Consider the following 21676-nt stretch of genomic DNA (forward strand, 5'->3'; position numbering starts at 1 on the left):
TTTCTATGGACGTTACCCTGTACTCCGACGGCTCGTCCCGCGGCAATCCCGGGCCGGGCGGCTACGGCACCATCCTGCGCTATCGGGCCCCTTCGGGCACCGTGCACGAGAAGGAGTTCTCGGCGGGCTTTTCCTGCACCACCAACAACCGCATGGAGCTGTTGGGGGCCATCGTGGGCCTGGAGGCCCTCAAGCGCCCCTGCAACGTGACGCTGTACTCCGATTCCCAGTACCTGGTGAACGCCTTCAACCAGAACTGGGTGGCCGGCTGGCTCAAGCGCGGCTGGAAGAACGCGCAGAAGCAGCCGGTGAAGAACGTCGATCTGTGGAAGCGCCTGCTGGCGGCCAAAGAGCCTCACACGGTGACCTTCGTCTGGGTGAAGGGCCATGCCGGCCACGCCGAGAACGAGCGCTGCGACGCCCTGGCCACCGCCGCTGCCGACAATCCCGCCTGCCACCAGGTGGATGCGGGGTTTCGCGCCTAGGCCATGGCGCCGACCTGCTCCAGTTTCGGCGGGATGGGCAGCATGATGACAAGGGTGAACCGGTCGCCCTCGACCGACCAGGACAGGTGACCGCCATACTTCTCGGCGGTCCTTTTCATAGAGCGCATGCCGATGCCATGGGTCCCGTCGTCTTTCTTGGTCGTGCGGGGCAGCACTGTGCCTGCGTCGATGGCTCCATTGAAGCGATTCACGCAGCGGATGACGGCGATGTCGGCGCGGTAGGTGACCGAGAGCGAGAAGTCCCGCGGCTCATCGGCGCAGAGCCGGGAGGTGGCTTCCATGGCGTTGTCTGCGGCATTGCCGATGAGGGCGCACAGGTCGAAGTCGTTGACGAAGGAGAGGCGGCTGCCATCCACGAAGAAGTGGGGACGCAGGTTGCTTCCGAGGCATTGACGGTACTTCTCGGTTAGCAGGACATCGAGGACGTCATTGCCCGTGCGCACATCGGGGACGTAGGGGTCGATCTCGCGTTGGAGGGTTCCGGCGAATGCGCGCAGCTCGTCGAGGGAGTCGTCGGAGCCGCTCTCGGCGAGGGATTCCAGTTGGGAGATAACGTGCTTGAGATCGTGGTGGCGGCGATTCACTGCTTCGACGGCGCTGCGCTGGGTGATGATGTGAAGATGCTGGTCCCGAAGGAGCTGTTGCATGGAGAGCACCTCGTTGGCGCTTACCTGGGCCGCCAAGTTATGGGCGTTGGCCACGATGATGACGACGGTGCACAGGCTCAGGAGCAGCAGCACGATGACCATGTCCTGGTAGAGGGCGGGGTTTGAGTAGTCGTACACATAGCCGGCATTCCGAATGAATGTGTAGGGGATGAGGGGCAGCATGATGAAAAGGCTCTGCCCCCACGAGAGCAGGCTGATGCCCGCACAGAAGACCCATCGGCGAACGACGGCGAGGGCCACGGCGCTGAAGAGGGTGGACAGAGCGATCCATAGTGCAGCGATGGCCTCAGCGGGCAGGGGGGCCAAGGTCCCGTAGAGCGGCTGCATGCACAGGTCCACGGCGACAATCTTCCCGATTTCCGTGCAGAGCAGGAACACGCAGGCCAGATAGAGGGCCTGGCCGCGTTTCGTGCGACGGGTGAGCGCGATGAAGGCGGTCACGAAGACGATATTGATGAGGAAGTCGAAGGCGAAATCGAGGTGCAGCAGGTGGTTGCCGTGCCAAAGCAGGGCCAAAGCCGCCATCGTTCCCCCGACCACGGCCGGGTGACGGAAGACCCGAGGCTCTAAGGGTCGCACGAACAGGAGGAGAAGACCGAGTTCCAGGATGGTGGAGGCCAGCCAGAGGGGGGAGGCGTAGTGGGTCATGAGATCGGTTATCATAGGGCGCTCCCCATGTAGCGGGCCAAGGTGTCGAGAAAGCGGCGCCGACGATGTTTGCTGACAGGCAGGGACGTGCCGCCCACCACGACATCGGTGGGGGTGATGGTTTGGACGAAGGCGAGATTGGCGAGGTAGGCATTGTGGATGCGGAAGAAGGGGTGCCCGTCGAGTTTTCCCTCAATGATCTTCATGGTCTCGCTGCAGGGAAGGGCGCCGCGCTTGGTGTGGATGACCACATGTTTGCGCTCGGTCTCGATGTAGAGGATTTCGCCTGCATCCACGAAGATGGCCTGCTTGCCTTGCTTGAACTCTGTGAGGCGGGGTCGGCGGTATGCGCTGGCCACGCGGGCGCGCTCCATGATGGAGGCGAACGCCCGATAGCTGACGGGCTTGACGAGGAAACCCATGGCCTCGACGGCGTAGCCCTCCGGGGCGAGGGAGCCGTAGTTTGTCATGAAGCATAGCGGGGCATCGACGCCGCGCTCCCGCAGGCGCCTCGCCGCATCGAGGCCGTTGAGCCGCGGCATGTCGATGTCGAGGAGCACAAGATCGGCGTCCCCGGCCAGCCCCGAGGCCACCGCCTCGCCGTCGGGGTAGTGGACAAGGTGCCCCTCTTCATGCTGATCGGCGAGGAAACGGTTCAGATGGTCTCGGATGATGCGGGCGTCATCCGGAGAGTTTTCTGCCATAACGACAGTGAGCATGGTCATCCCTCCTTCCTCCCAGTATAGCCGTCCTGCCGGGGGCGGCGGTGCCCAACTGGTCGCGGTAGCGGGCCAACGAGTCGATGGCGATTGCGCCTGGGGTTCCGGCGGGGCCATGATGGCTTCTGGCGGGCGAGAGGAGCCCGGTCCATGGAAGGGAAAGAAGGAGACTATGGACAACAGAGAGAATACCATGGGAACCCATTCGATGGAGAAAGCCTGCACGCGTCGCTCATTCCTCGCGGGCTCTCTTGCGGCCGGTGCCGGGTGCGCTTTGGTCGGTCTGACGGGATGCGCTCCCCAGAAGTCCGCTCCCGCGGGCGGTGCCATGGCTGCCACGGGCGAGGCCGCGGCAGCCAACGGGACGGTTGAGGCGGGCTATCTGACCTACTTCGATTGGCTGGGGGCGCCGCCGGAGATCGATGAGACTGCGATCACGGATACCGTGGAGGCCGATATCGTTGTTATCGGCGGCGGCAATTCCGGCGTCTGCGCCACCCTGGCCGCAGCCGAAGCCGGCGCCCGAGTGGCGGTCGTGGAGGCGCAGACCGAGGCCGACTACACTTTCTTCGGCCACGATATCGGTCACTTGAACTCGGCTTGGGCCCGAGAGCATGGCGGGGATGCCATAGACGAGATTGAGTTCATTCAGGATTGGGCTCGGCGCAACATGAATCGCACCAACCCGCTGCTTGTGCGCCAGTTCGCGTCCCGTAGCGGCGCCACCCTGGATTGGATTCTCGATCACCTCGATAGTGCCATTGTCGAGAATTGCGGCATCTTCGGCGTGCCGAAGCCTACGGCCTATCCGGGCGAGATATCCGGCTATAAGTGCTGGTCGTCGGCCATCCACTTCCAGGATGAGGGCACCGACTGGCCCGATGCCGCCAAGGCGCTGAAGGCGGCCGCAGAGGCGCTGGGCGCCACGTGGACGTTCGACTGCCGGGCCGTGAAGATCGTCATGGAGGATGGCCGGGCAACCGGGGTGGTGGGGCAGACTTCCGAGGGCTCTCAGCGTCTGTTCACGGCGACCAAGGGGGTTATCATCGCGGCCGGCGACTACAGCGGCAACCCCGAGATGGTATTTGCGCTGAACGACGAGTACCGCGACTTCGTGCAGGCCCGCGGCCAGGACTACACCGAGATTGTCGGCAACGGTCGGGCCGGCGACGGTCAGCGTCTCGGCTGCTGGGCTGGAGGCCGTATGGAGCCGGGCCCGCGAGCCTCTATGGGGCGGGCCATGGGCGCCGGTGCCTTCGGCGGCATCGCCGTTCCGCAGTTCAACCGCGACGGCAACCGCTTCATGAACGAGGGCATGCTCGGCGTGTGGGGCAATTTCTTCCAGGTGATGCGCCAGCCTAAGGGCATCGTGTTCGGCGTGGCCGACGCGAATTGGAAGGACTATGTGCAGAAGAACGCTCCCGAGCATGTGTACCCCGGCACGGGCGGCTTCCACGACGGTGGATTCCTCCAGTCGCTGGAGGAGGAGCTGCCCCAGGTCATGGCTGCCGGTGCCGAGGGCCACAAGATTCGCGGCTGCGTGACTTACGGGGCGGACACCCTGGAGGAGCTTGCCGGATACCTGGGGCTTGAGGACGAAGTTCGGGAGACCTTCCTTGCCGAAGTGACCCGCTACAATGAGTTGTGCGCAAAGGGCGTCGATGAGGACTTTGGAAAGGATAGCTTCCTGATGGACCCCATCGCCACGCCGCCTTTCTACGCCTCCTGCATCGATAGCAGCGAATTCAAGCTCGGTCTCGTGGAGCTGTCGGGTTTGGTGACCGACGGAAACCAGCAGGTGCTCGACGGCGACGATCGTCCCATTCCCGGTCTGTACGCCACGGGCAACAGCTGCGGCGGCCGTTTCGCCCTTCAGTACTGCACGCCCATCGCCGGCATCAGTATCGGCTGGGCTACCACCATGGGCAAGATCGTCGGCGAGACCGTGGCCGCGCTGTAGGACATCTCGTCTTCAATTTAACCCTCCCCTGGACCCCGCCCTAGGGCGGGGTCCCTGTTTGGCCGAACCCTACAGGTCGGCGCAGTAGCCGCGGGTCTGGATGCGGCGGGTGCTTCCGGGGAACAGGTGCTCGTAGATGGCGACGAAGTAGCTGTCGGTCATGCTTGCCATGTAGTCCACCACGATCTGATTGGGCTCGCCGGCCAGGTAGCCCTCGGGTGTGATGGAGCGCGACTGGGCGCAGAGGCGCTTTACGTGGTGGCGGAAGATGGGGGAGTCCTCGCGACCGGCCACCAGGTCGTCCAGCAAGCGCGCGTACATGTCCTCGAACATCTCCTCCACGATGTTCTCCGTCTCGTCGACCATGCCCTCCTTCAAGTAGATGACCTCGTAGTTCTGGCGCTTGGCCGCCTTCAGGTCGCAGAACACCTCCTCGCTTAAGGCGATGCGGTCCTGGCCGTAGGAGTTGTTCACGATGTCCACGGTGAGGTTGTTGATGATTCGCGCGTTGGTGGTGCCGATGACGTCGGAGTCGAAGGCGCCGTAGTCGCCGAGCACGCCCATGGCCAGGGCGTCCTGGCGGTCCTTCCCGATGTAGGCGATCATGTCGCTCACGCGCACCACGCAGCCCTCCAAGGTGGTGGGCCGCAGGGTCTTGATGGCCTGCTCGTCGGCGTTGCAGGCCGCCACCAGATGATCCAGCTGCTCGAAGGAGGTCGTGTCGCCCACGCGCAGCACCTGTTGGGCGAACTCGCCGTTGTGGCAGAGCACGCCGTCTAAGGTCTGCAGCGAGATGTTGCGGCGGTACAGCTCGTCCAGCACGCGCACCGAGTGCACGTTGTGGTTGAAATAGCGTCCCGTTCGGCGGTGGTAGCAGGCCGACAGGAAGCGCTCCCCGGCGTGGCCGAAGGGGGTGTGGCCCACATCGTGGCCGAGCGCGATGGCCTCGATGAGGTCGCAGTTCAGACCGAGCAGCCCGCCGATGCCCCGGGCGATGCGGCTCACCAGCTGCACGTGCAGGCCGCGGCGGGAGATCTCGTCGTTCTGCACGAAGGAGAACACCTGGGTCTTGTCGGCGTAGCGGTTGTAGGCGGGGATGTTCAGCACTTTCTCGATGTCGCGCACGAAGGCGGGGCGGGTGAGGGTGGCCGCGTCGTGGGGAAAGTCGTCGCGGCGCACCACGGCCGCATCGGGGGTGCGCCAGGGCGACAGCGTGTGGGTGGCGCGGTCTTCCAAAATGGCCTGCTCCACCAAGGGATCCAAGGTCAGGTAGGCGGGACGGGTAGGGCTCACGGCTCGCTCGCTTTCTCGCTTCTCGCGTTCGTCGGTGTTTGCGGCCTATTGTAGCGTCGGAACAAATGTTTGCGGCCGAGGTGCTATACTTCACAGGAAAAAGCACAGCGGAAAGGGGAGCGGCAGCGTGGCGGGCATCAGCGACGAGGACATCCAGAAAGTACGCGACGCCAACGACGTGGTGGCCGTTATCGGCGAGCGGGTGCCGGTGAAGCAGAAGGGCCGCGATTTCTGGTGTTGCTGCCCGCTGCACCAGGAGAAGACGCCGTCGTTCAAGATCGATCCATCTACCCAGTTATGGCACTGCTTCGGCTGCGGCGAGGGGGGCGATGTGTTCTCCTTCATCATGAAGACCGAGGATATGACCTTTCCCGAGGCGGTGCGCCGCTTGGCCGAGCGCGCCCACATCGACATCGTGGAGGCGGGCGGCCGCGGCTCGGTGCCGGCTAGCCGCAAGGCGCGCCTGAAGGACATCTGCGCCCGCACGGCCGAGTTCTACCACACCCAGCTCATGCGCGGCCGCGGTGCCGAGGCCGATGCGGCCCGCTCGTACCTGGCGAGCCGCGGGTTCGGCGGGAAGGTGCCGGGGAAGTGGTGTCTGGGCTTCGCTCCGGGCCGCGGGGCACTCGTGCGCCACCTGTCGTCGCTCGGTTTCAAGGCCGACGAGATGGTGGCGGCCAACGTGGCCCTCGACGGCCGCGGCGCCCTGCGCGACCGCTTCTACAACCGGGTGATGTTCCCCATCTTCGACGTGTCGGGCGACTGCATCGCCTTCGGCGGCCGGGTGATCGGCACCGGCGAGCCGAAGTACCTGAACTCCCAGGAGACGCCCTTGTTCCACAAGTCCCAGGTGCTCTACGGGCTCGATCATGCCAAGGCCGCCATGGCCGCCACGGGCGTGGCCATCGTGGTGGAGGGCTACACCGACGTGATCGCCCTGCACGAAGCGGGCATCGAGAACGCCGTGGCCACCTTGGGCACGGCGCTGACCATGCGGCACATCCGGGTGCTGTCGCGCCATGCCTCCAAGCGCATCGTGTACCTGTTCGACGGCGATGCCGCCGGCCAGCGGGCGGCCGATCGCGCGCTGGCCTTCATCGACAAGTCCATGACGCCCGAGGCCGGGCGCTCCCAGGTGGATCTGGTGGCCGTCACCCTGCCCGACAACCTGGACCCGGCCGAGTTCGTTCAGGCCCGCGGCTCCGATGCCCTGCGCGAGCTCGTGGACGACGCGAAGCCGCTTCTGGAATACGGCATCGATCGGCGCCTGGCGAGCCACAATCTGGATTCCGCCGAGGGCCGCGCCCGGGCCCTGGACGACTGCCTGGCGGTGCTCGCCCCCATCAAGGAGTCCATCCTGGCCAAGGACTACGCCGTGCGCCTGGCGGGCCGTCTGCGCCTGCGGGAGAACGACGTGCTGGAGGCGCTGGCAGCGAAGGAGCCGCCCCGCTTCCAGGGCCGCGACGATGAGGAGGCGGCTGCGGCGCCGCCCCCGCGGGCGAAGCGCGCCCTGTCCCGGGCCGAGCGCAACCGCCTGCGCTTCGAGCGCGAGTTTCTGAGCCTGGCAGCCCAGCATCCCCTAGTGGCCCTGGCCCACGCCGACACTCTGGCCCAGATCCAGTGGCACGAGGAGGTGCACCGCCTTCTGGCGGATTCCATCCTGGCCACCCTGGCGGAGAACCCCGCCGCGGCCGGCGTGGACATCGTCACCCGCGCCACCCTGGTCACGCCCCATGCGCCGCGGGTGCTCACCGGCGGGCTTCAGCGCGAGGGGGCCGAGCCGGAAGCCGTGGGCGCCTACCTGGCCGAGGAGCTGGCCCTGGGCGATGCCGAGGAGGCCATCGGCGCGCTTACCGCCCAGCTGGCCGGCGGGGCGGCTCCCGAGGAGGCCGAGCTGCTCCACGCCGCCATCGCCACCTTGCAGATGGACGTGGCCGCCCGCCGCGTGGCCCATCGCGCCGTGCAGCATTCGTAGATTTCGCGGCCCGTATGGACAGAGCGGTCCGCACAGGTCACAATATATAAGTTAAACGCAGCTTCATGCCATCCCCGCCCGCCCCAGGGCGTGGGATTCCATACAAGAGAAAAGGAGCCTCGGTGCTGCCCATCGTCATTTCCCCCGATCCCATCCTGGCCACGGTATGCGAGCCGTGCGACCTCGGGGACAAGTCTTTGAAGCGCCTCTCCAAGCAGATGGCCCACGCCATGTACAAGAACTACGGCTGCGGTATCGCGGCGCCCCAGGTGGGCGTGACGAAGCGGCTCGTGGTGATCGATGTGGACTGGGACGGTGAGAAGGGGGAGAAAAACCCCATCGTGCTGGTGAATCCCGAGATCGTGGAGCTGGCCGGCGAGCCGGAGGAGGGCGGCGAGGGCTGTCTGTCATGCCCCGGCGTCACCGTGCCCGTGAAGCGCCAGCCCTGGGCCCGCGTGCAGTACTACGACCTGGACGGCGAGCTGTGGGAGATCGAGGGCGACGGTCTTTTGGGCCGCTGCCTGCAGCACGAGATCGATCACCTGAACGGCAAGACCCTCTTCGAGAGCTGCGATGCGGCCACCCGCATCGAGGCCCTGCGCGCCTACGAGGAGGCCCGGGCCGCCGGGGCCCGTCCCGGCGACACCGACATCGAGGTGAAGTGACGTGCGCATCGTGTTCATGGGCACCCCCCAGTTCGCGGCCGATATTCTGGAGCAGTTGATCCCCCAGCACGAGATCGCGGCCGTCTATACGCGCCCCGATGCCGTGCGCGGCCGGGGCAAGCAGCTGGCGGCCTCGCCGGTGAAGATGGTGGCCGAGGCCGCTGGCATTCCCGTGCGCTGCCCGCGCACTCTGCGCGATGCCGACGAGCAGGCGGCGCTCGCCGCCCTGGCCCCCGAGGTCATCTGCGTGGCCGCCTACGGGGCCATCCTGCCCAAGGAAGTGCTCGACATTCCGGCCCATGGCTGCTTGAACGTGCACGGCTCGCTTCTGCCCCGCTGGCGCGGCGCGGCCCCCATCGAACGCGCCATCCTGGCGGGCGATGAGGAAGTGGGCGTGTGCATCATGGCCATGGAGGAGGGGTTGGACACCGGCGACTTCTGCGTGTGCCGCTCCATTCCCGCCGAGGGCGCCACGGCAGCGCAGCTCACGGCCGATCTGGCCGATCTGGGCGCGAGCGCGCTTCTAGTGGCGCTGAACCAGGTGCAGGCGGGCCATGTGAACTGGGTGGCCCAGAACGAGGACGAGGTCACCTACGCCGAGAAGATCGCCAAGGGCGAGCTGAACCTGGACCCCGCAGTCTCGGCGGTGGTAAACGATCGCCGCGTGCGGGCGTCGGGAGCGGCGCATCCGGCGCGCTGCGTTATCGCGGGCCGTCCCGTGACGGTGCTTTCCGGGCGCGTGGTCGCAGGGGGCACGCCGGCTCTGGCCGAGGGCCACGCGGTCTTGGCGGCCGGCAAGGTGTACCTCGGCTGCGCCGAGGGTGTTTTGGAAGTAATCGAAGTAAAGCCCGATGGCAAGCGCGCCATGGAGGCTTCTGCCTTTGCAGCCGGCGTGCCCGCGCTGCGGGGCGAGGAAGGAACTTGGTCCCGTGCATAACGATCATCGCTCTCACAATCAGCGTCGCTCCTACGACCGCGCCTCCCAAGGCGACCGCAACGCCCAGGGCGGCGCCCGCCAGAATCGCGGCCCCCGTTCGGGCGGCCCGCGCGGCGACCGCGACTTCCGCGGCCCGAAGCGCGACGGCAGCGGCTTCAAGGGCCCGCGCGGCCCGAAGCGCGACGACGGTCGCGACGACGGCTTCCGCAAGGGCGGCCCCCGCGACGACCGCGGCCCGCGCAAGGATTTCCGCGACCGCGACGGCAAGCCCGGTGGCTTCCGCGGTGGGAAGCCGGGCGGCCCGCGCGGCGATCGCGACTTCCGCGGCCCGAAGCGCGACGGCAAGCCCGGCGGTTTTCGCAAGGACGACCGCGGGCCCCGCAAGGACGGCCCCCGCGACGGCAAGCCCTTTGAGAAGCGATCCTTCGACGGGGATCGTCCGCGCGGCCCGCGCAGGGACTTCCACGACCGTGACGGCAGGCCGACGGGCGATCGCGGCCCCCGCAAGGATTTCGCGCCTCGCGGCGAGGACGGTTTCCGCAAGGACGACCGCGGCCCGCGCCGCGATTCCCGCGAACGGAGCCATCCGCGCGAGGTGTTCGTCGATGGGAAGCTGATGGCCGCTCCCGACCAGGAGGAGCCCCGTTCCCGCGAGGATCGCGATGGCGGTTTCGGCGGCGGTAATCGTGCCGGCGGCCCGCGTCGCGACGCGGTGCAGGGCGTGAAGGCCCGCCACGCCACCACGGCGCGGCAGCTGGCCCTGGCGGCTCTCCACCAGATGCGCGGCCGCGACGCCTTCGCCCAGGACATCATCGCCAAGACCATCGACACCTCCCGCATCTCGCGGGAGGATCGCGCCTTCGCCACGCGCCTTGTGCTCGGCGTGGCCAGCACGCGCGGCACCCTGGAAGAGATCGTGTCCGGCTGCATGGACTCGCCCCAGGATGCGGCGCCCGCGGTGCGCGACGCGCTGTGCCTGTCGGCCTACGAGATCATCTTTTTGCAGAAGAGCCCGCATGCGGCGGTGGATCAGGGTGTGGAACTGGTGAAGTCGGTGGCCCCGCGCGCCGGCGGTTTGGCCAACGCGGTGCTGCGCCGCGTGGTGCGCGCCAAGGAACGCTTCCCCTTCGGCGACCCGCGCACCGACATCGCGGCCTACGCGCGCCTGCACGGATTCCCCGTGTGGCTCGCCGAGCGCCTCATCGCCGAGCTGGGCCCCCAGGGCGCCCGCGACTTCATGGTGGCCTCCAACGAGCCGGCGCCGGTCTACATTGCCGTGAACGCTGCCAAGGTCGCCGACGACGCGGAAGTCACCAGCGTGCTGGCCGCGGCCCATGGCGAGCCGGAGCCCGTCGCCGTGGGCGGCCGTCCCGTGCCCGGCTGCTACCGCGTGTGCTCGGGCGTTCCCCTGCTCGACGGGCGCGTGCGCCGCATGTTCAGCCAGGGGCTGTTGCTCGTGTCCGACGCCACCTCCCAAGCCGTGGCCGGCCTGGTGGTGGGGGAGGACGCCCCCGCGTCGTTTCTGGAGATCGGTGCCGGCCGCGCCACGAAGACCATCCTCGACCAGAGCGTGTCGTGCCGCCGCTTCGGGCATCAGATTTCCGACTACGTGACGGTGGACCTGCACGCCTTCAAGACGAAGGTCCTGGAAGAGCGCGTCAAGGAGTACGGGGTGGACGTGGCCGAGTCCATCATCGGCGACGCCACCGACCTGACCGAACTGGTGGGCGAGCGCACCTTCGACCGGGTGTTCATCGACTCGCCCTGCACGGGCCTGGGCACCCTGCGCCGTCATGCCGACATCCGCTGGCGCCTGCGCCCCGAGACCATCGAGGAGGCGGCCGAGCTGGACGCGCGCCTGCTCGCCAGCGCCGCGCCCCACGTGGCCGAGGCCGGCATCCTGGCCTATGCCACCTGCACCATCACCCACGAGGAGAACGCCGACGCCGTGGAGAAGTTCCTCGCCACCGAGGCCGGCGCCGCCTTCGAGGTGATTCCCTACACCGATCCCGAGCTGGGCATCGAGACCCCGTTCTTCTCCGTCACCCTGGAGCCCGGCAGCCCCGACGCCCACTTCCTCGCACTTTTGCGGCGGAAGGCCTAGAGTCGGAAACGAGAGCGAACCTGAGAGTGCGGCCCCGGCTGGAAACAGCCGGGGCCGTTTGTTTCGCATGCAGCCGGAAGCTGGTCTGTCGGTCGTCCTGCCCTGGCACCCCGGTGGCCGCTTTTTCGGGTCGCGACATCGTTTGCGGGAGCCAAACCCGTCATGTGAGACAGTCGCGAGAAGTTTTGTGGCGCAAACGACCGGTTTGGTTCCCTTTTGCGTGGCCGAAACAAGGGGTTTGGTTCCCTTGCGCAGCAAAACCGCAGGTCGTGAAAAGCTGGAAAAGCAGCCTGGGGAACCAAACCAGTCGTTTGTGACAGAAAAAAGTCGTTTCTGGCACCTCGACGATGGCCGCCCCTTCGTTTCGCTTCGAGCTATGGCTTGCCTGTGGGAAAAACTATGGGCGCGCGGCCGATTAATTAACATTTTCGAAATGTCGATCGGCGCAGTGTCAGTAAAATGAATCGTTACATCAACCGTCAGGGAACGCGTGCCGCGCGGGCATGCCGAGATCGAAAAGGAGGTCGCAGGTCGTGGAGCCGAATATCAAAGAGGTGGCGGGGCGCATCCGTGCTCTGCGCGAGGACTTGGATCTCACCATGCAGGAGATGGCCGAGGCCACGGGCCGCAGTGTGGCCGAGTACGCCGCTCAGGAGGCCGGCGAGGAGGATTTGTCCTTCACCTTCCTGTACAAGTGCGCCGAGAAGTTCGGCGTGGACGTCATCGAGCTGCTCACCGGCGAGAACCCGCACCTGACGGGCTACTCGCTCACCCGCGCCGGCACCGGTCTTTCCATCAAGCGCCGCGCGGGCTTCGAGTACCTGCACAAGGCGCCGCACTTCCGCCACAAGCTGGCCGAGCCCTTCGTGGTGACGGCACCGTATCTGGAAGAGCAGCAGAACGTGCCGGTGCATCTGTCGCGCCACGAGGGCCAGGAGCTCGACTTCATCATCTCCGGCCAGATGCGCTTTGCCTACGAGGACCACGAGGAGATTCTGAATCCCGGCGACGTGGTCATGTACGACTCCGGCCGCGGCCACGGCATGATCGCCACGGGAGGCGCGCCTTGTGTGTTCCTCGCCATCGTGATGAAGCCCGGCGACGAGAAGATTATCTAGGCGGCCCGGCTCGCCGCGGTGCACTCCGCGGTCCTGGCGTCGCCCGACTCCATGAGACGCGCCTTCGGGCGCTGCGCCTCCGCAGTGGGTCGCAAAGGCCCTCGCTGCGGAGTCGCCCCTGATCTTTTCGCACCCGACTTCACCTGAGGAACTATCATGCGCAATATCAACGAACGCTACGTCACCGAGGCCTATGACGAGAACGGCCTGCTCACCCAGTTCGACGTGGACGTGCCCGCCGACTTCAACTTCGCCTACGATGTAGTGGACGACATCGCCGAGCACGACCCCGACCGCACCGCCATGGTGTGGTGCAACCCGGAAGGGGAGGATCACGTCTTCACCTTCGCCGATATGAAGCACTGGTCCGACAAGACGGCCAACTTCTTCGCGGAATGCGGCATCGGGCGGGGTGACTTCGTCATGGTCATCCTGCGGCGCCATTACCAGTTCTGGTTCACCATGCTGGCTCTGGAAAAGCTGGGGGCCGTGGCGGTGCCCGCCACCTTCATGCTGAAGGAGCACGATCTCATCTATCGTTTGAACGGGGCCGACATCAAGGCCGTGGTGTGCACGAGCGCCGGCGACATCGCCGATGTGGTGGACGCCGTGGTCGCCGAGTGCCCCAGCGTGGAATCGCTCATTCTGGTGAACCCGGCCGGCGCGGGGCTGACGCCCCAGAACGCCGACGGAAGCTGGGCGCTGCCCGAAAACGAGCCCGCCGGCCCGGCCCTCTCGGGCCCTGAGGGCATCTGCGCGGCATCTGCGGCCCGCGAAGGCTGGCGCGACTTCAACAGCGAGGTGCGCGCCGCCAGCGCCGACTTCGCCCGGCGCGAGACGGCCGCGGCCGATCCCATGCTCATGTACTTCTCCAGCGGCACCACGGGCAACCCCAAGATGGTGCTGCATAATTCCGGCTACGCCGTGGCCCACCTCATCACGGCCAAGCACTGGCACAACGTGAACCCCGAGGGCCTGCACTTCACCATCGCCGACACCGGCTGGGGTAAGGCCGTATGGGGCAAGTTCTTCGGCCAGTGGCTCATGGAGGCCGCCGTGCTCACCTACGACTTCGACCGCTTCGATGCCGCCGACATCCTGGGGCTCATCGGCCGCTTCGGGGTGACCACCCTGTGCTGCCCGCCCACCATGTACCGGCTCATGACTGAAGTGGACATGGACGCTTTCGACCTGTCCAGCCTGGAGTACTCCACCACGGCCGGCGAGGCGCTGAACCCCGATCTGTTCGACTTCTGGCGCGAGCACACGGGGCTGACCATCTACGAGGGCTTCGGCCAGACCGAGACGCCGCTCACCGTGGCGAACCTGACGAACTCCACGCCGCGGCCCGGCTCCATGGGCAAGCCCGTGCCCCTGTACCAGATGGCCATCCTGCGCGGCGACGGCACCGAGTGCGACACCGGCGAGACCGGCGAGATCTGCATCCATGTGGATCCGCATCCGGCGGGCATCATGATGGAGTACTACCGCAACCCCGAAAAGACCGCCGAGGCCATGGACGGCACCTGGTACCACACCGGCGATACCGCCTGGCGCGACGAGGAGGGCAACTACTGGTACGTGGGCCGCAACGACGACGTCATCAAGTCGAGCGGGTACCGCATCGGCCCCTTCGAGATCGAGAGCGTGCTTCTGGAGCACGAGGCCGTGCGCGAGTGCGCCGTCACCGGCGTGCCCGACCCGGTGCGCGGCTTCGCGGTGAAGGCCACCGTGGTGCTGGCCGACGGATGGAAGGGCTCCGACGCCCTGACCCAGGAGCTGCAGAAGTGGGTGAAGCGCCAGACGGCCCCCTACAAGTACCCGCGCATCATCGAGTACGTGGACGATCTGCCCCGCACCGTGAACGGGAAGATCCGCCGCGCCGCCATCCGCGAGGCCGACCAGACCCACCGCGCGTCGGAGAAGACCCCCGAGGGGCTGATCTAGCCATGGAGCGGGAGACCGCGCCCTTCGAGGTGTCAAGCCTCGCGCCCGTGGTCGTGGTGGTGGGTCATTACGGGGTGGGGAAGACCAACTTCGCCCTGAACTTGGCTCTGGATGCCGCTGCGGCCGGGCGGGCGGTCACCTTGGCCGACATGGACGTGGTGAACCCGTACTTCCGCTCGAGCGAGTACGCCGCAGTCCTGGACGCCGCCGGCGTGCGCCTCGTCGCCCCCGTGTTCGCCGGGGCGGGCACGAGCTTGGACGTGCCCTCGCTCACCGGGGCGGTGGTGCCCGCTATCCAGGCGGCCTATGCGGAGGCGGCGGCCCCCGCGCCGGTCGCCTCAGGGGCCGTCGGGCGTCCCCTCGTCATCATCGACGCGGGCGGCGACGACGTGGGCGCCACGGCCCTGGCGCGCTTCGCCGGCGCCATCCAGGCGGGGCCCCACGAGGTCATCTACGTGGCCAACGCCTTCCGCAACCTGACCCAGGAGCCGGCCGAGGCCGTGGCGGTGCTGCGCGAGATCGAGGCGAAGAGCCGCCTGGCCGTCACGGCCGTGGCGGGCAACTCGCACCTGCAGGGCGAGACCCGTCTGGGACACATCATCGAATCTGTTCCCTTTGCCCAGATGACAGCGGCGCAGGCCGGGCTGCCCCTCCGTTGCATTACGGTGCCAATGTCGGCCATTCGGCGGGAAAACGCCGAGGCGGCCGCGCTGGCCACCATCCCGAAAAGCTATCCTGTACGGGTGCTTGTGTCGGTGCCCTGGGCGCCGGCCGACGCATAGACGCCAAGCGAGAGAAGGGGCCGCCCGCGCGGTGCGCCCGAGGAGATACGAGCGCGAGAGAGGTATGTATGGCACGAATCACCGTTGACGATTTCTTCTGCAAGGGCTGCGGCCTGTGCGTGGACGTCTGCCCGGTTTCCATCCTGGAGCTCGATCCGGACGTCATCACGGCCAAGGGGTACCACCCGGCCCACTGCACCGATCAAGAGAAGTGCACGGGCTGCGCGACCTGCGCGCTCATGTGCCCCGACGTGGCCATCACGGTAGAAAGGTAGCTCCATGGCTCAGAAAGTACTGATGAAGGGCAACGAGGCCATGGCCGAGGCGGCCATGCGCGCCGGTTGCCGCTTCTTCTTCGGATACCCCATCACGCCCCAGACCGAGGTGGCCGCCTACATGGCGAAGAACATGCCGAAAGTGGGGGGCACCTACCTGCAGGCCGAGTCCGAGGTGGCGGCCATCAACATGGTCTACGGCGCCGCCGCGGCCGGCGCCCGCGTCATGACCTCGTCCTCGTCGCCGGGCATCTCGCTGAAGAGCGAGGGCATCTCGTACATGGCCGGCGCCGATCTGCCGGGCGTCATCATCAACGTGCAGCGCGGGGGCCCGGGCCTCGGGTCCATCCAGCCCTCCCAGGCCGATTACTGGCAGGCCACCAAGGCCACCGGCCACGGCGACTTCCAGATCGTGGTGTACGCGCCCTCCACGGTGCAGGAGATGGCCGACTACGCATTTGCGGCCTTCGATACCGCCGACAAGTACCGCGTGCCCGTGATGATCATGGCCGACGGCCTGCTCGGTCAGATGATGGAGCCGGTGGTGCTGCCGGAGCCCAAGGCCGCGGGCGATTTGCCCGAGAAGCCCTGGGCCACCTGCGGCCACGGCATGGCGCGCCCCCACAACGTGGTGAACTCGCTGTACCTGACCGCCGAGGACCTCGACGCTCTCAACCGCGAGCGCTACGAGCGCTACGCCGTGATCAAGGAGAACGAGCAGGAGGCCGAGTGCTACCGCACCGAGGACGCCGACATCGTGCTCGTGGCCTACGGCGCCTCGGCCCGTATCGCCCGCTCGGCGGTGAACGCCGCCCGCGATGCGGGCATCAAGGCGGGGCTCGTGCGCCCCATCACCCTGTGGCCCTTCCCCGAGCGCGCCGTGGGCGCCCAGGTGGATGGCGCCAAGGCCTTCCTGGTCGTGGAGATGTCCATGGGCCAGATGGTGGAGGACGTGCGCCTGGTGGTGGAGGGCCGCGTGCCCGTGGAGTTCTACGGCCGCGCCGGCGGTGTGATTCCGACCCCCGACGAAGTGCTGGCCGCCATCGTCGCGCTGAACGAGAAAGTAGGTGAGTAGCATGGCCGAGACCGAGAGCAAGGACATGAAGGTCGTCTATGAGCGCCCCCATTCGCTGCTGCCCGTGGTCACGAACTTCTGCCCGGGCTGCCCCCACGGCATCGTGGAGCGCCTGATCTGCGAGACCATGGACGAGCTGGGCATCGAGGGCGAGACCATCGGTGTGGCGCCGGTGGGCTGCGCCGTTATCTCCTACGACTTCTTCGGTTGCGACATGATCGAGGCCGCCCACGGTCGCGCGCCGGCGGTGGCCACGGCGGTGAAGCGCGTGCATCCCGACAAGGTGGTCTTCTCCTACCAGGGCGACGGGGATTTGGCCTCCATCGGCATGGCCGAGACCATCCACGCGGCCACGCGCGGCGAGAACATCACCGTCATCTTCATTAATAACGCTATCTACGGCATGACCGGCGGCCAGATGGCCCCCACGTCGCTGCCGAACCAGGTGACCCAGACGAGCCCCTACGGCCGCGATGTGGCCACGGCGGGCAACCCTATCCGCGTGAGCGAGCTTCTGAACGCGCTGGACGGCCCGGCCTATATCGAGCGCGTGACGGTGGATTCGCCCAAGAACGTGCGCAAGGCGAAGAAGGCCATCAAGAAGGCCTTCCAGAACCAGATCGACGGCGTGGGTTACTCGTTCATCGAAGTGGTGTCCACCTGTCCCACGAACTGGGGCATGACGCCGCAGGCCGCCTTCGCGTGGATGCGCGAGAACATGTTGCCCTACTACCCGCTCGGCGTCGTGCGCGACGTGGTGGCCGACGGCTTTGCCAACGCCGCCGAGGCCGCAAGCGCCCGCAACGCCGCGTGCCCCATCGCGCACCCCGAGAAGGCCGAGGAAGGTGAGGCGAAATGAGCCAGGATCTGAAATGCGTCGTGGCCGGCTTCGGCGGCCAGGGATCGCTGTTCGCCGGCAAGGTCATCGCCACCGCCGGCCTCATGGAGGACCGCGAGGTGTCGTGGATGCCCTCCTACGGTCCTGAGATGCGCGGCGGTACCGCGAACTGCTCGGTGACCTTGTCCGATGAGCCCATCGGCAGCCCGCTCGTGCTGGATCCCAATGCGCTCATCGCGCTGAACCAGCCCTCCTTCGACAAGTTCCTCGACACCGTGGTGGAAGGGGGCGTCGTGGTGGTGGACACCGCCATGGTGCCGAACGTGGAGGAGCGTCCCGGCATCGAGGTCATCGGCATCCCCGCCACGAAGATGTGCGAGGAAGCGGGGCTGAAGGGCCTCGGCAACATCGTGCTCATCGGCAAGCTGTGGGCCACCACGGGCTTCTGCACCCGCGAGTCGCTCGACGCGGCCATCGCCAGCGTGGTGCCCGCCAGCAAGCCCGAGAAGCTCGCCCAGAACCGCCAAGCCATCGAGCTCGGCATCAACGCGTAGGAGGTTTGCTGTGGACGAGAATCTGAAGGATCTAGGCGCGCGCGTGCAGGGTCTGCGCGAGGCCTGCGATGTGTCCCGCCACACCATGGCCGAGGAGCTCGGTGTGGACATCGACACCTATCGGGGGTGGGAGGAAACCGGCGAGGACATTCCCATTTCCGCTATCTACCATATGGCACGGAAGTTCTCCGTGGATCTCACCGAGATCCTCACGGGCACGGCGCCCAAGCTCGACACCTACCACTTGGTGCGTCGCGGCGAGACCGAGAAGGTGGAGCGCTTCCCCGGCTACCACTACGAGGACATGGCCAGCCGCTACGCCCGTAAGATCATGCAGCCGCTGCTGGTCATCTTGGATCCGTGCGATGCGCCCGCCGAGTTGGTGTGCCACGACGGCCAGGAGTTCAACTACGTGCTGGAAGGCTCGCTCATACTCACCTTCGGCGATCGCGACATCCAGTTGGACGCCGGCGACAGCATCTACTTCAACCCGGCCTATCCCCACGGGCAGCGCTGCAACGGCGAGGCGCCCTGTAAATTCATCACCATCATCGCGGAGTAGGAAACCATGGATCACGTTCTGAAGAAATACTGCCCGAGAATCGACTTCGACTCCTACGAGGACTTCGCTGAGAACTTCCGCATCGAGGTGCCCGAGGCCTTCAACTTCGGCTTCGATGTGGTGGACGAGTGGGCCGCCGTCGAGCCCGACAAGCGGGCCCTTCTGTGGACCAACGACGCCGGCGAGGAGCGTACCTTCACCTTCGCCGACATCAAGCGCCTGTCGAACCAGGCCGCCAACGCCTTTGCGGAGCTGGGTATCGGCAAGGGAGATGTGGTGCTGTGCATCCTGCGCCGCCGCTGGGAGTACTGGATCTGTGCCGTGGCCCTGTGCAAGCTGGGTGCCACCATCATCCCCGCGTCGCTGCAGCTGACGCGCAAGGATGTGGTCTACCGCGTGAACAGCGCTGATGTGAAGGCCATTGTGGCCGTGAACGACGACTACGTGTGCACCCAGGTGGAACAGGCCATGCCCGACTGTCCGAGCGTCATCGAGAAGTTCATCGTGGACGGCAGCCGCGAGGGCTGGGTCGACTTCGACGATCTCATCGCCGGGTTCCCCGACACCTTCGAGCGGCCCACGGGCGATGCTGCGGTCACCTCGAAGGACATCATGCTCATGTACTTCACGAGCGGCACCACGGGCAATCCCAAGGCCGTCGAGCACAACTTCGCCCATCCGCTGGGCCACATCATCACGGCGAAGTACTGGCAGCAGGTACGCGAGAACGAGCTGCACATGACCGTGACCGATTCGGGCTGGGCCAAGTTCGGCTGGGGCAAGATCTACGGCCAGTGGATCTGCGGCGCGTCCATCTTCGCCTACGACATGGACAAGTTCGTGCCCGAGAAGCTGTTGCAGAAGATCCAGGACTACCGCCTGGCCACCTTCTGCGCGCCGCCCACCATGTACCGTTTCATGCTGCAGGAGGACGTGGCGGCCTACGATTTGTCCAGTGTGCACAACTTCGCCACGGCCGGCGAGCCTTTGAACGCGGAAGTGACCATCCAGTGGGAGAAGCTCACGGGCAAGAAGATCCGCGAGGGCTTCGGCCAGTCCGAGGGCCCCGTGCTTCTGGCCACCTTCCCGTGGATCGAGCCGCGCCCCGGCTCCATGGGCAAGCCCTCGCCCTTGCTGAATGTGCGGCTTTTGGACGATGACGGCCGCGAGGTGGAGGACGGCGAGGAGGGCGCCATCTGCGTCACGGGCCTGAAAGAGGCCTATCCGCCGGGCCTGTTCGTCGGCTACTACGGCGAGCCCGAGCGCACGGCCGAGGCCGTGGGCGGCGCCTACTACAACCTGCACGACCTGGCTTGGCGCGACTCGGACGGTTACTGCTTCTTCGTGGGCCGCGACGACGACGTCATCAAGTGCTCCGGCTACCGCATCGGCCCCTTCGAGGTGGAGAGCGCGCTGGTGGAGCACCCGGCCGTGGTGGAGTGCGCCGTCACGGCGGCACCGGATCCTATCCGCGGCAAGGTGGTGAAGGCCACGGTGGTGCTGGCCCGGGGCTACGAGGGCACCGACGCACTGACCCGCGAGCTACAGGAGCACGTGAAGAAGACCACCGCGCCCTACAAGTACCCGCGCATCATCGAGTACACCGACGAGCTGCCCAAGACCATCGGCGGCAAGATCAAGCGCAAGCTGATCCGCCAGACCGACGGCATCAAGGAGTAGCCCCGGAGCGACCGCTCCGTCCGCCGCAGCCCCTCGTTTCCCGCGCCGCCCGCCCTTATCGCGCATCGCATCGTGGCAACGGGTCCCCGCGGTGGTAAAATAAGAGTGCCCTGCGCTCCGCGAGGGTGCGCTCTCGGGCCTTCACCAGGGGAGGGGTGGAGGCGACGGACGCGCAGGGCATTGGCGAATGAGACGCGGCTCGCCCCAGCGTAACGGCGTCCCCGATGAGGGGTGTCGCGGTTGCGCGACAGGGAAAGGGGCCGCTGGTTCGGGGAGCCCTTGCCAAGGCGAGCGGTTCGATATACGGAGTCAATGGAGAGGGCCGCCCCGCGAGGGCGGCTTTCTTGCAAATAGTCGAAAATCCGTTGCCCTGAACCATGTACGCGAGCGTTAATTTCGGGTATCATCGTTGCGAAGCGAAACCGCAAGGGGCCAGTGCGTCATCATATGGCGTCGCCATGGTCTCTCGTGGTTGGGTCAGCTGGGGAGGGCAGATCTGCTCGCTTCGATAAGAAGGAGGCCTGATGCCTCGAAGATCCCCAGATGAAAGGATGTAAAGCATGTCCGAAGAAGAGAAGAGCGTCGCAGAGGACGTGGTGGTCGAGGAGACCGCCGCGCCCCAGAAGAAGCGCAAGAAGTGGCCCGTGGTCGTCGGCGTGGTCGTGGCCGTGCTCGTGGTGGCCGGCGCTGGCTTTTTCGTGTGGCACGAGCAGCCGAGCTTCTGCAACGCGATCTGCCATACTCCCATGGACGCCTATCTCCCCACCTATGAGGCCGAGGTCGATCAGGCCGGTATCGACAAGTGGGGCAACGAGGTGACCAACAGCCGTGCCATGATGGCCGCGCTGCACCGTGCCGAGGGCGACAACACCACCTGCCTCGGCTGCCATGTGCCCACCCTGGGCGAGCAGATCCAGGAGGGTATGAACTGGGTGACGGGCAACTACGAGGTCTACCATACCCAGGCCGGCCTCACGGTGCCCACCGAGAAGACCCTCGAGGACCTCGTCGCGGCCCGCGGTCTTGAGCCGGACCAGTTCTGCCTGAACGAGTCCTGCCACAACATGACTCGCGATGATCTGATCCAGGCCACCTCTGACATGAAGCGCAACCCGCACGTGGCTCAGCACGGCGAGGTCGCTTGCGGCGAGTGCCATAAGGCTCACCGCGCGTCGGTGATGTACTGCTCCAACTGCCACAACGACGCCGAGGTGCCCGATGGCTGGATCACCGGCGCCGAGAGCAAGAAGCTCGTCAAGGCTGTGGAGGCCGGCGAATAGCCAATCAACCAGCTGCTCTTGCGCAGATGCGGGGCCGTCCTTCGGGCGGCCCCCTTTTTTTTGTTTGCAGAACCGTAAGGGCGACGTTAC

General features: G+C 66.5%; 20 protein-coding genes. 17 read left to right on the forward strand and 3 right to left on the reverse strand.

Translation table 11 applies throughout. The features are described from left to right. The first annotated feature begins 5 nt into the window (after positions 1-5). Positions 6-485, forward strand: a complete 480-nt coding sequence (gene rnhA, locus G503_RS13190; protein ID WP_035021452.1) for a ribonuclease HI — start codon at positions 6-8, stop codon at positions 483-485. On the opposite strand, the gene G503_RS0101960 is transcribed toward rnhA, so the two are convergent. Both G503_RS0101960 and G503_RS16460 read right to left on the reverse strand, forming a co-directional pair. Beyond that, entirely contained in the window at positions 482-1837 is a 1356-nt protein-coding gene (locus G503_RS0101960) for an ATP-binding protein (protein WP_028026257.1), read from the reverse strand. The genes rnhA and G503_RS0101960 overlap by 4 nt on opposite strands. Further along, positions 1834-2547, reverse strand: a complete 714-nt coding sequence (locus G503_RS16460) for a LytR/AlgR family response regulator transcription factor (RefSeq protein ID WP_028026258.1) — start codon at positions 2545-2547, stop codon at positions 1834-1836. The genes G503_RS0101960 and G503_RS16460 overlap by 4 nt, the downstream gene beginning before the upstream one ends. Positions 2548-2713: 166 nt before the next feature. On the opposite strand from G503_RS16460, the gene G503_RS0101970 reads away from it, so the two are divergent. Next, positions 2714-4501 carry an FAD-dependent oxidoreductase gene (locus tag G503_RS0101970; RefSeq protein ID WP_028026259.1) on the forward strand — a complete coding sequence of 596 codons (1788 nt, stop codon included), beginning with the start codon at positions 2714-2716 and terminating at the stop codon, positions 4499-4501. Between the two features lie 69 nt (positions 4502-4570). Here the strand turns inward: G503_RS0101970 and G503_RS0101975 are convergent, their stop codons facing one another. After that, complete coding sequence (locus G503_RS0101975; protein ID WP_035021454.1) at positions 4571-5794, reverse strand: deoxyguanosinetriphosphate triphosphohydrolase family protein; 1224 nt, start codon at positions 5792-5794, stop codon at positions 4571-4573. 127 nt (positions 5795-5921) lie between these two features. On the opposite strand from G503_RS0101975, the gene dnaG reads away from it, so the two are divergent. From dnaG to cgr1, 15 genes are all read left to right on the forward strand, one after another. Beyond that, positions 5922-7769: a DNA primase gene (gene dnaG / locus G503_RS0101980; RefSeq protein WP_028026261.1), complete on the forward strand. Its 1848-nt coding sequence runs from the start codon at positions 5922-5924 to the stop codon at positions 7767-7769. Positions 7770-7891: 122 nt separating this feature from the next. Then, on the forward strand, positions 7892-8434 hold the full coding sequence (def, locus tag G503_RS0101985; RefSeq protein ID WP_028026262.1) for a peptide deformylase: 543 nt from the start codon (positions 7892-7894) through the stop codon (positions 8432-8434). Between the two features lies 1 nt (position 8435). After that, the gene (gene fmt, locus G503_RS0101990; RefSeq protein WP_028026263.1) at positions 8436-9371 is read left to right on the forward strand and encodes a methionyl-tRNA formyltransferase; all 936 of its coding nucleotides are present in this window, start codon (positions 8436-8438) and stop codon (positions 9369-9371) included. Continuing rightward, a complete protein-coding gene (locus G503_RS13195) occupies positions 9364-11475 on the forward strand; it encodes a transcription antitermination factor NusB (protein WP_051190830.1) in 2112 nt (703 codons plus the stop codon). The genes fmt and G503_RS13195 overlap by 8 nt, the downstream gene beginning before the upstream one ends. 187 nt (positions 11476-11662) lie before the next feature. After that, positions 11663-11938 (forward strand): hypothetical protein, encoded by a 276-nt coding sequence (locus G503_RS16205; RefSeq protein ID WP_156891877.1) that lies wholly within the window; start codon positions 11663-11665, stop codon positions 11936-11938. A 70-nt stretch (positions 11939-12008) separates the two neighbouring features. Beyond that, positions 12009-12593, forward strand: a complete 585-nt coding sequence (locus G503_RS0102000; protein WP_028026264.1) for a helix-turn-helix domain-containing protein — start codon at positions 12009-12011, stop codon at positions 12591-12593. Between the two features lie 156 nt (positions 12594-12749). Beyond that, on the forward strand, positions 12750-14540 hold the full coding sequence (locus G503_RS0102005) for an AMP-binding protein (RefSeq protein ID WP_028026265.1): 1791 nt from the start codon (positions 12750-12752) through the stop codon (positions 14538-14540). Positions 14541-14542: 2 nt separating this feature from the next. Further along, positions 14543-15322, forward strand: a complete 780-nt coding sequence (locus G503_RS13200) for a hypothetical protein (protein ID WP_051190831.1) — start codon at positions 14543-14545, stop codon at positions 15320-15322. Between the two features lie 68 nt (positions 15323-15390). Beyond that, positions 15391-15597 carry a 4Fe-4S binding protein gene (locus G503_RS0102015; protein ID WP_028026266.1) on the forward strand — a complete coding sequence of 69 codons (207 nt, stop codon included), beginning with the start codon at positions 15391-15393 and terminating at the stop codon, positions 15595-15597. Positions 15598-15601: 4 nt separating this feature from the next. After that, positions 15602-16672 carry a 3-methyl-2-oxobutanoate dehydrogenase subunit VorB gene (locus tag G503_RS0102020; protein ID WP_028026267.1) on the forward strand — a complete coding sequence of 357 codons (1071 nt, stop codon included), beginning with the start codon at positions 15602-15604 and terminating at the stop codon, positions 16670-16672. Position 16673: 1 nt separating this feature from the next. Then, positions 16674-17531, forward strand: coding sequence for a thiamine pyrophosphate-dependent enzyme (locus tag G503_RS0102025; RefSeq protein ID WP_035021457.1), 858 nt, complete (start codon positions 16674-16676; stop codon positions 17529-17531). After that, positions 17528-18064, forward strand: coding sequence for a 2-oxoacid:acceptor oxidoreductase family protein (locus G503_RS0102030; RefSeq protein WP_028026269.1), 537 nt, complete (start codon positions 17528-17530; stop codon positions 18062-18064). The genes G503_RS0102025 and G503_RS0102030 overlap by 4 nt, the downstream gene beginning before the upstream one ends. 10 nt (positions 18065-18074) lie before the next feature. Next, positions 18075-18626: a helix-turn-helix domain-containing protein gene (locus G503_RS0102035; RefSeq protein ID WP_028026270.1), complete on the forward strand. Its 552-nt coding sequence runs from the start codon at positions 18075-18077 to the stop codon at positions 18624-18626. A gap of 6 nt (positions 18627-18632) precedes the next feature. Then, on the forward strand, positions 18633-20306 hold the full coding sequence (locus G503_RS0102040; protein WP_028026271.1) for an AMP-binding protein: 1674 nt from the start codon (positions 18633-18635) through the stop codon (positions 20304-20306). A 560-nt stretch (positions 20307-20866) separates the two neighbouring features. Then, on the forward strand, positions 20867-21586 hold the full coding sequence (gene cgr1 / locus G503_RS0102045; RefSeq protein WP_028026272.1) for a cytochrome c-type protein Cgr1: 720 nt from the start codon (positions 20867-20869) through the stop codon (positions 21584-21586). Positions 21587-21676: the final 90 nt, after the last annotated feature.

The organism is Adlercreutzia mucosicola DSM 19490 (assembly GCF_000422625.1).
GTDB classification, from domain to species: domain Bacteria; phylum Actinomycetota; class Coriobacteriia; order Coriobacteriales; family Eggerthellaceae; genus Adlercreutzia; species Adlercreutzia mucosicola.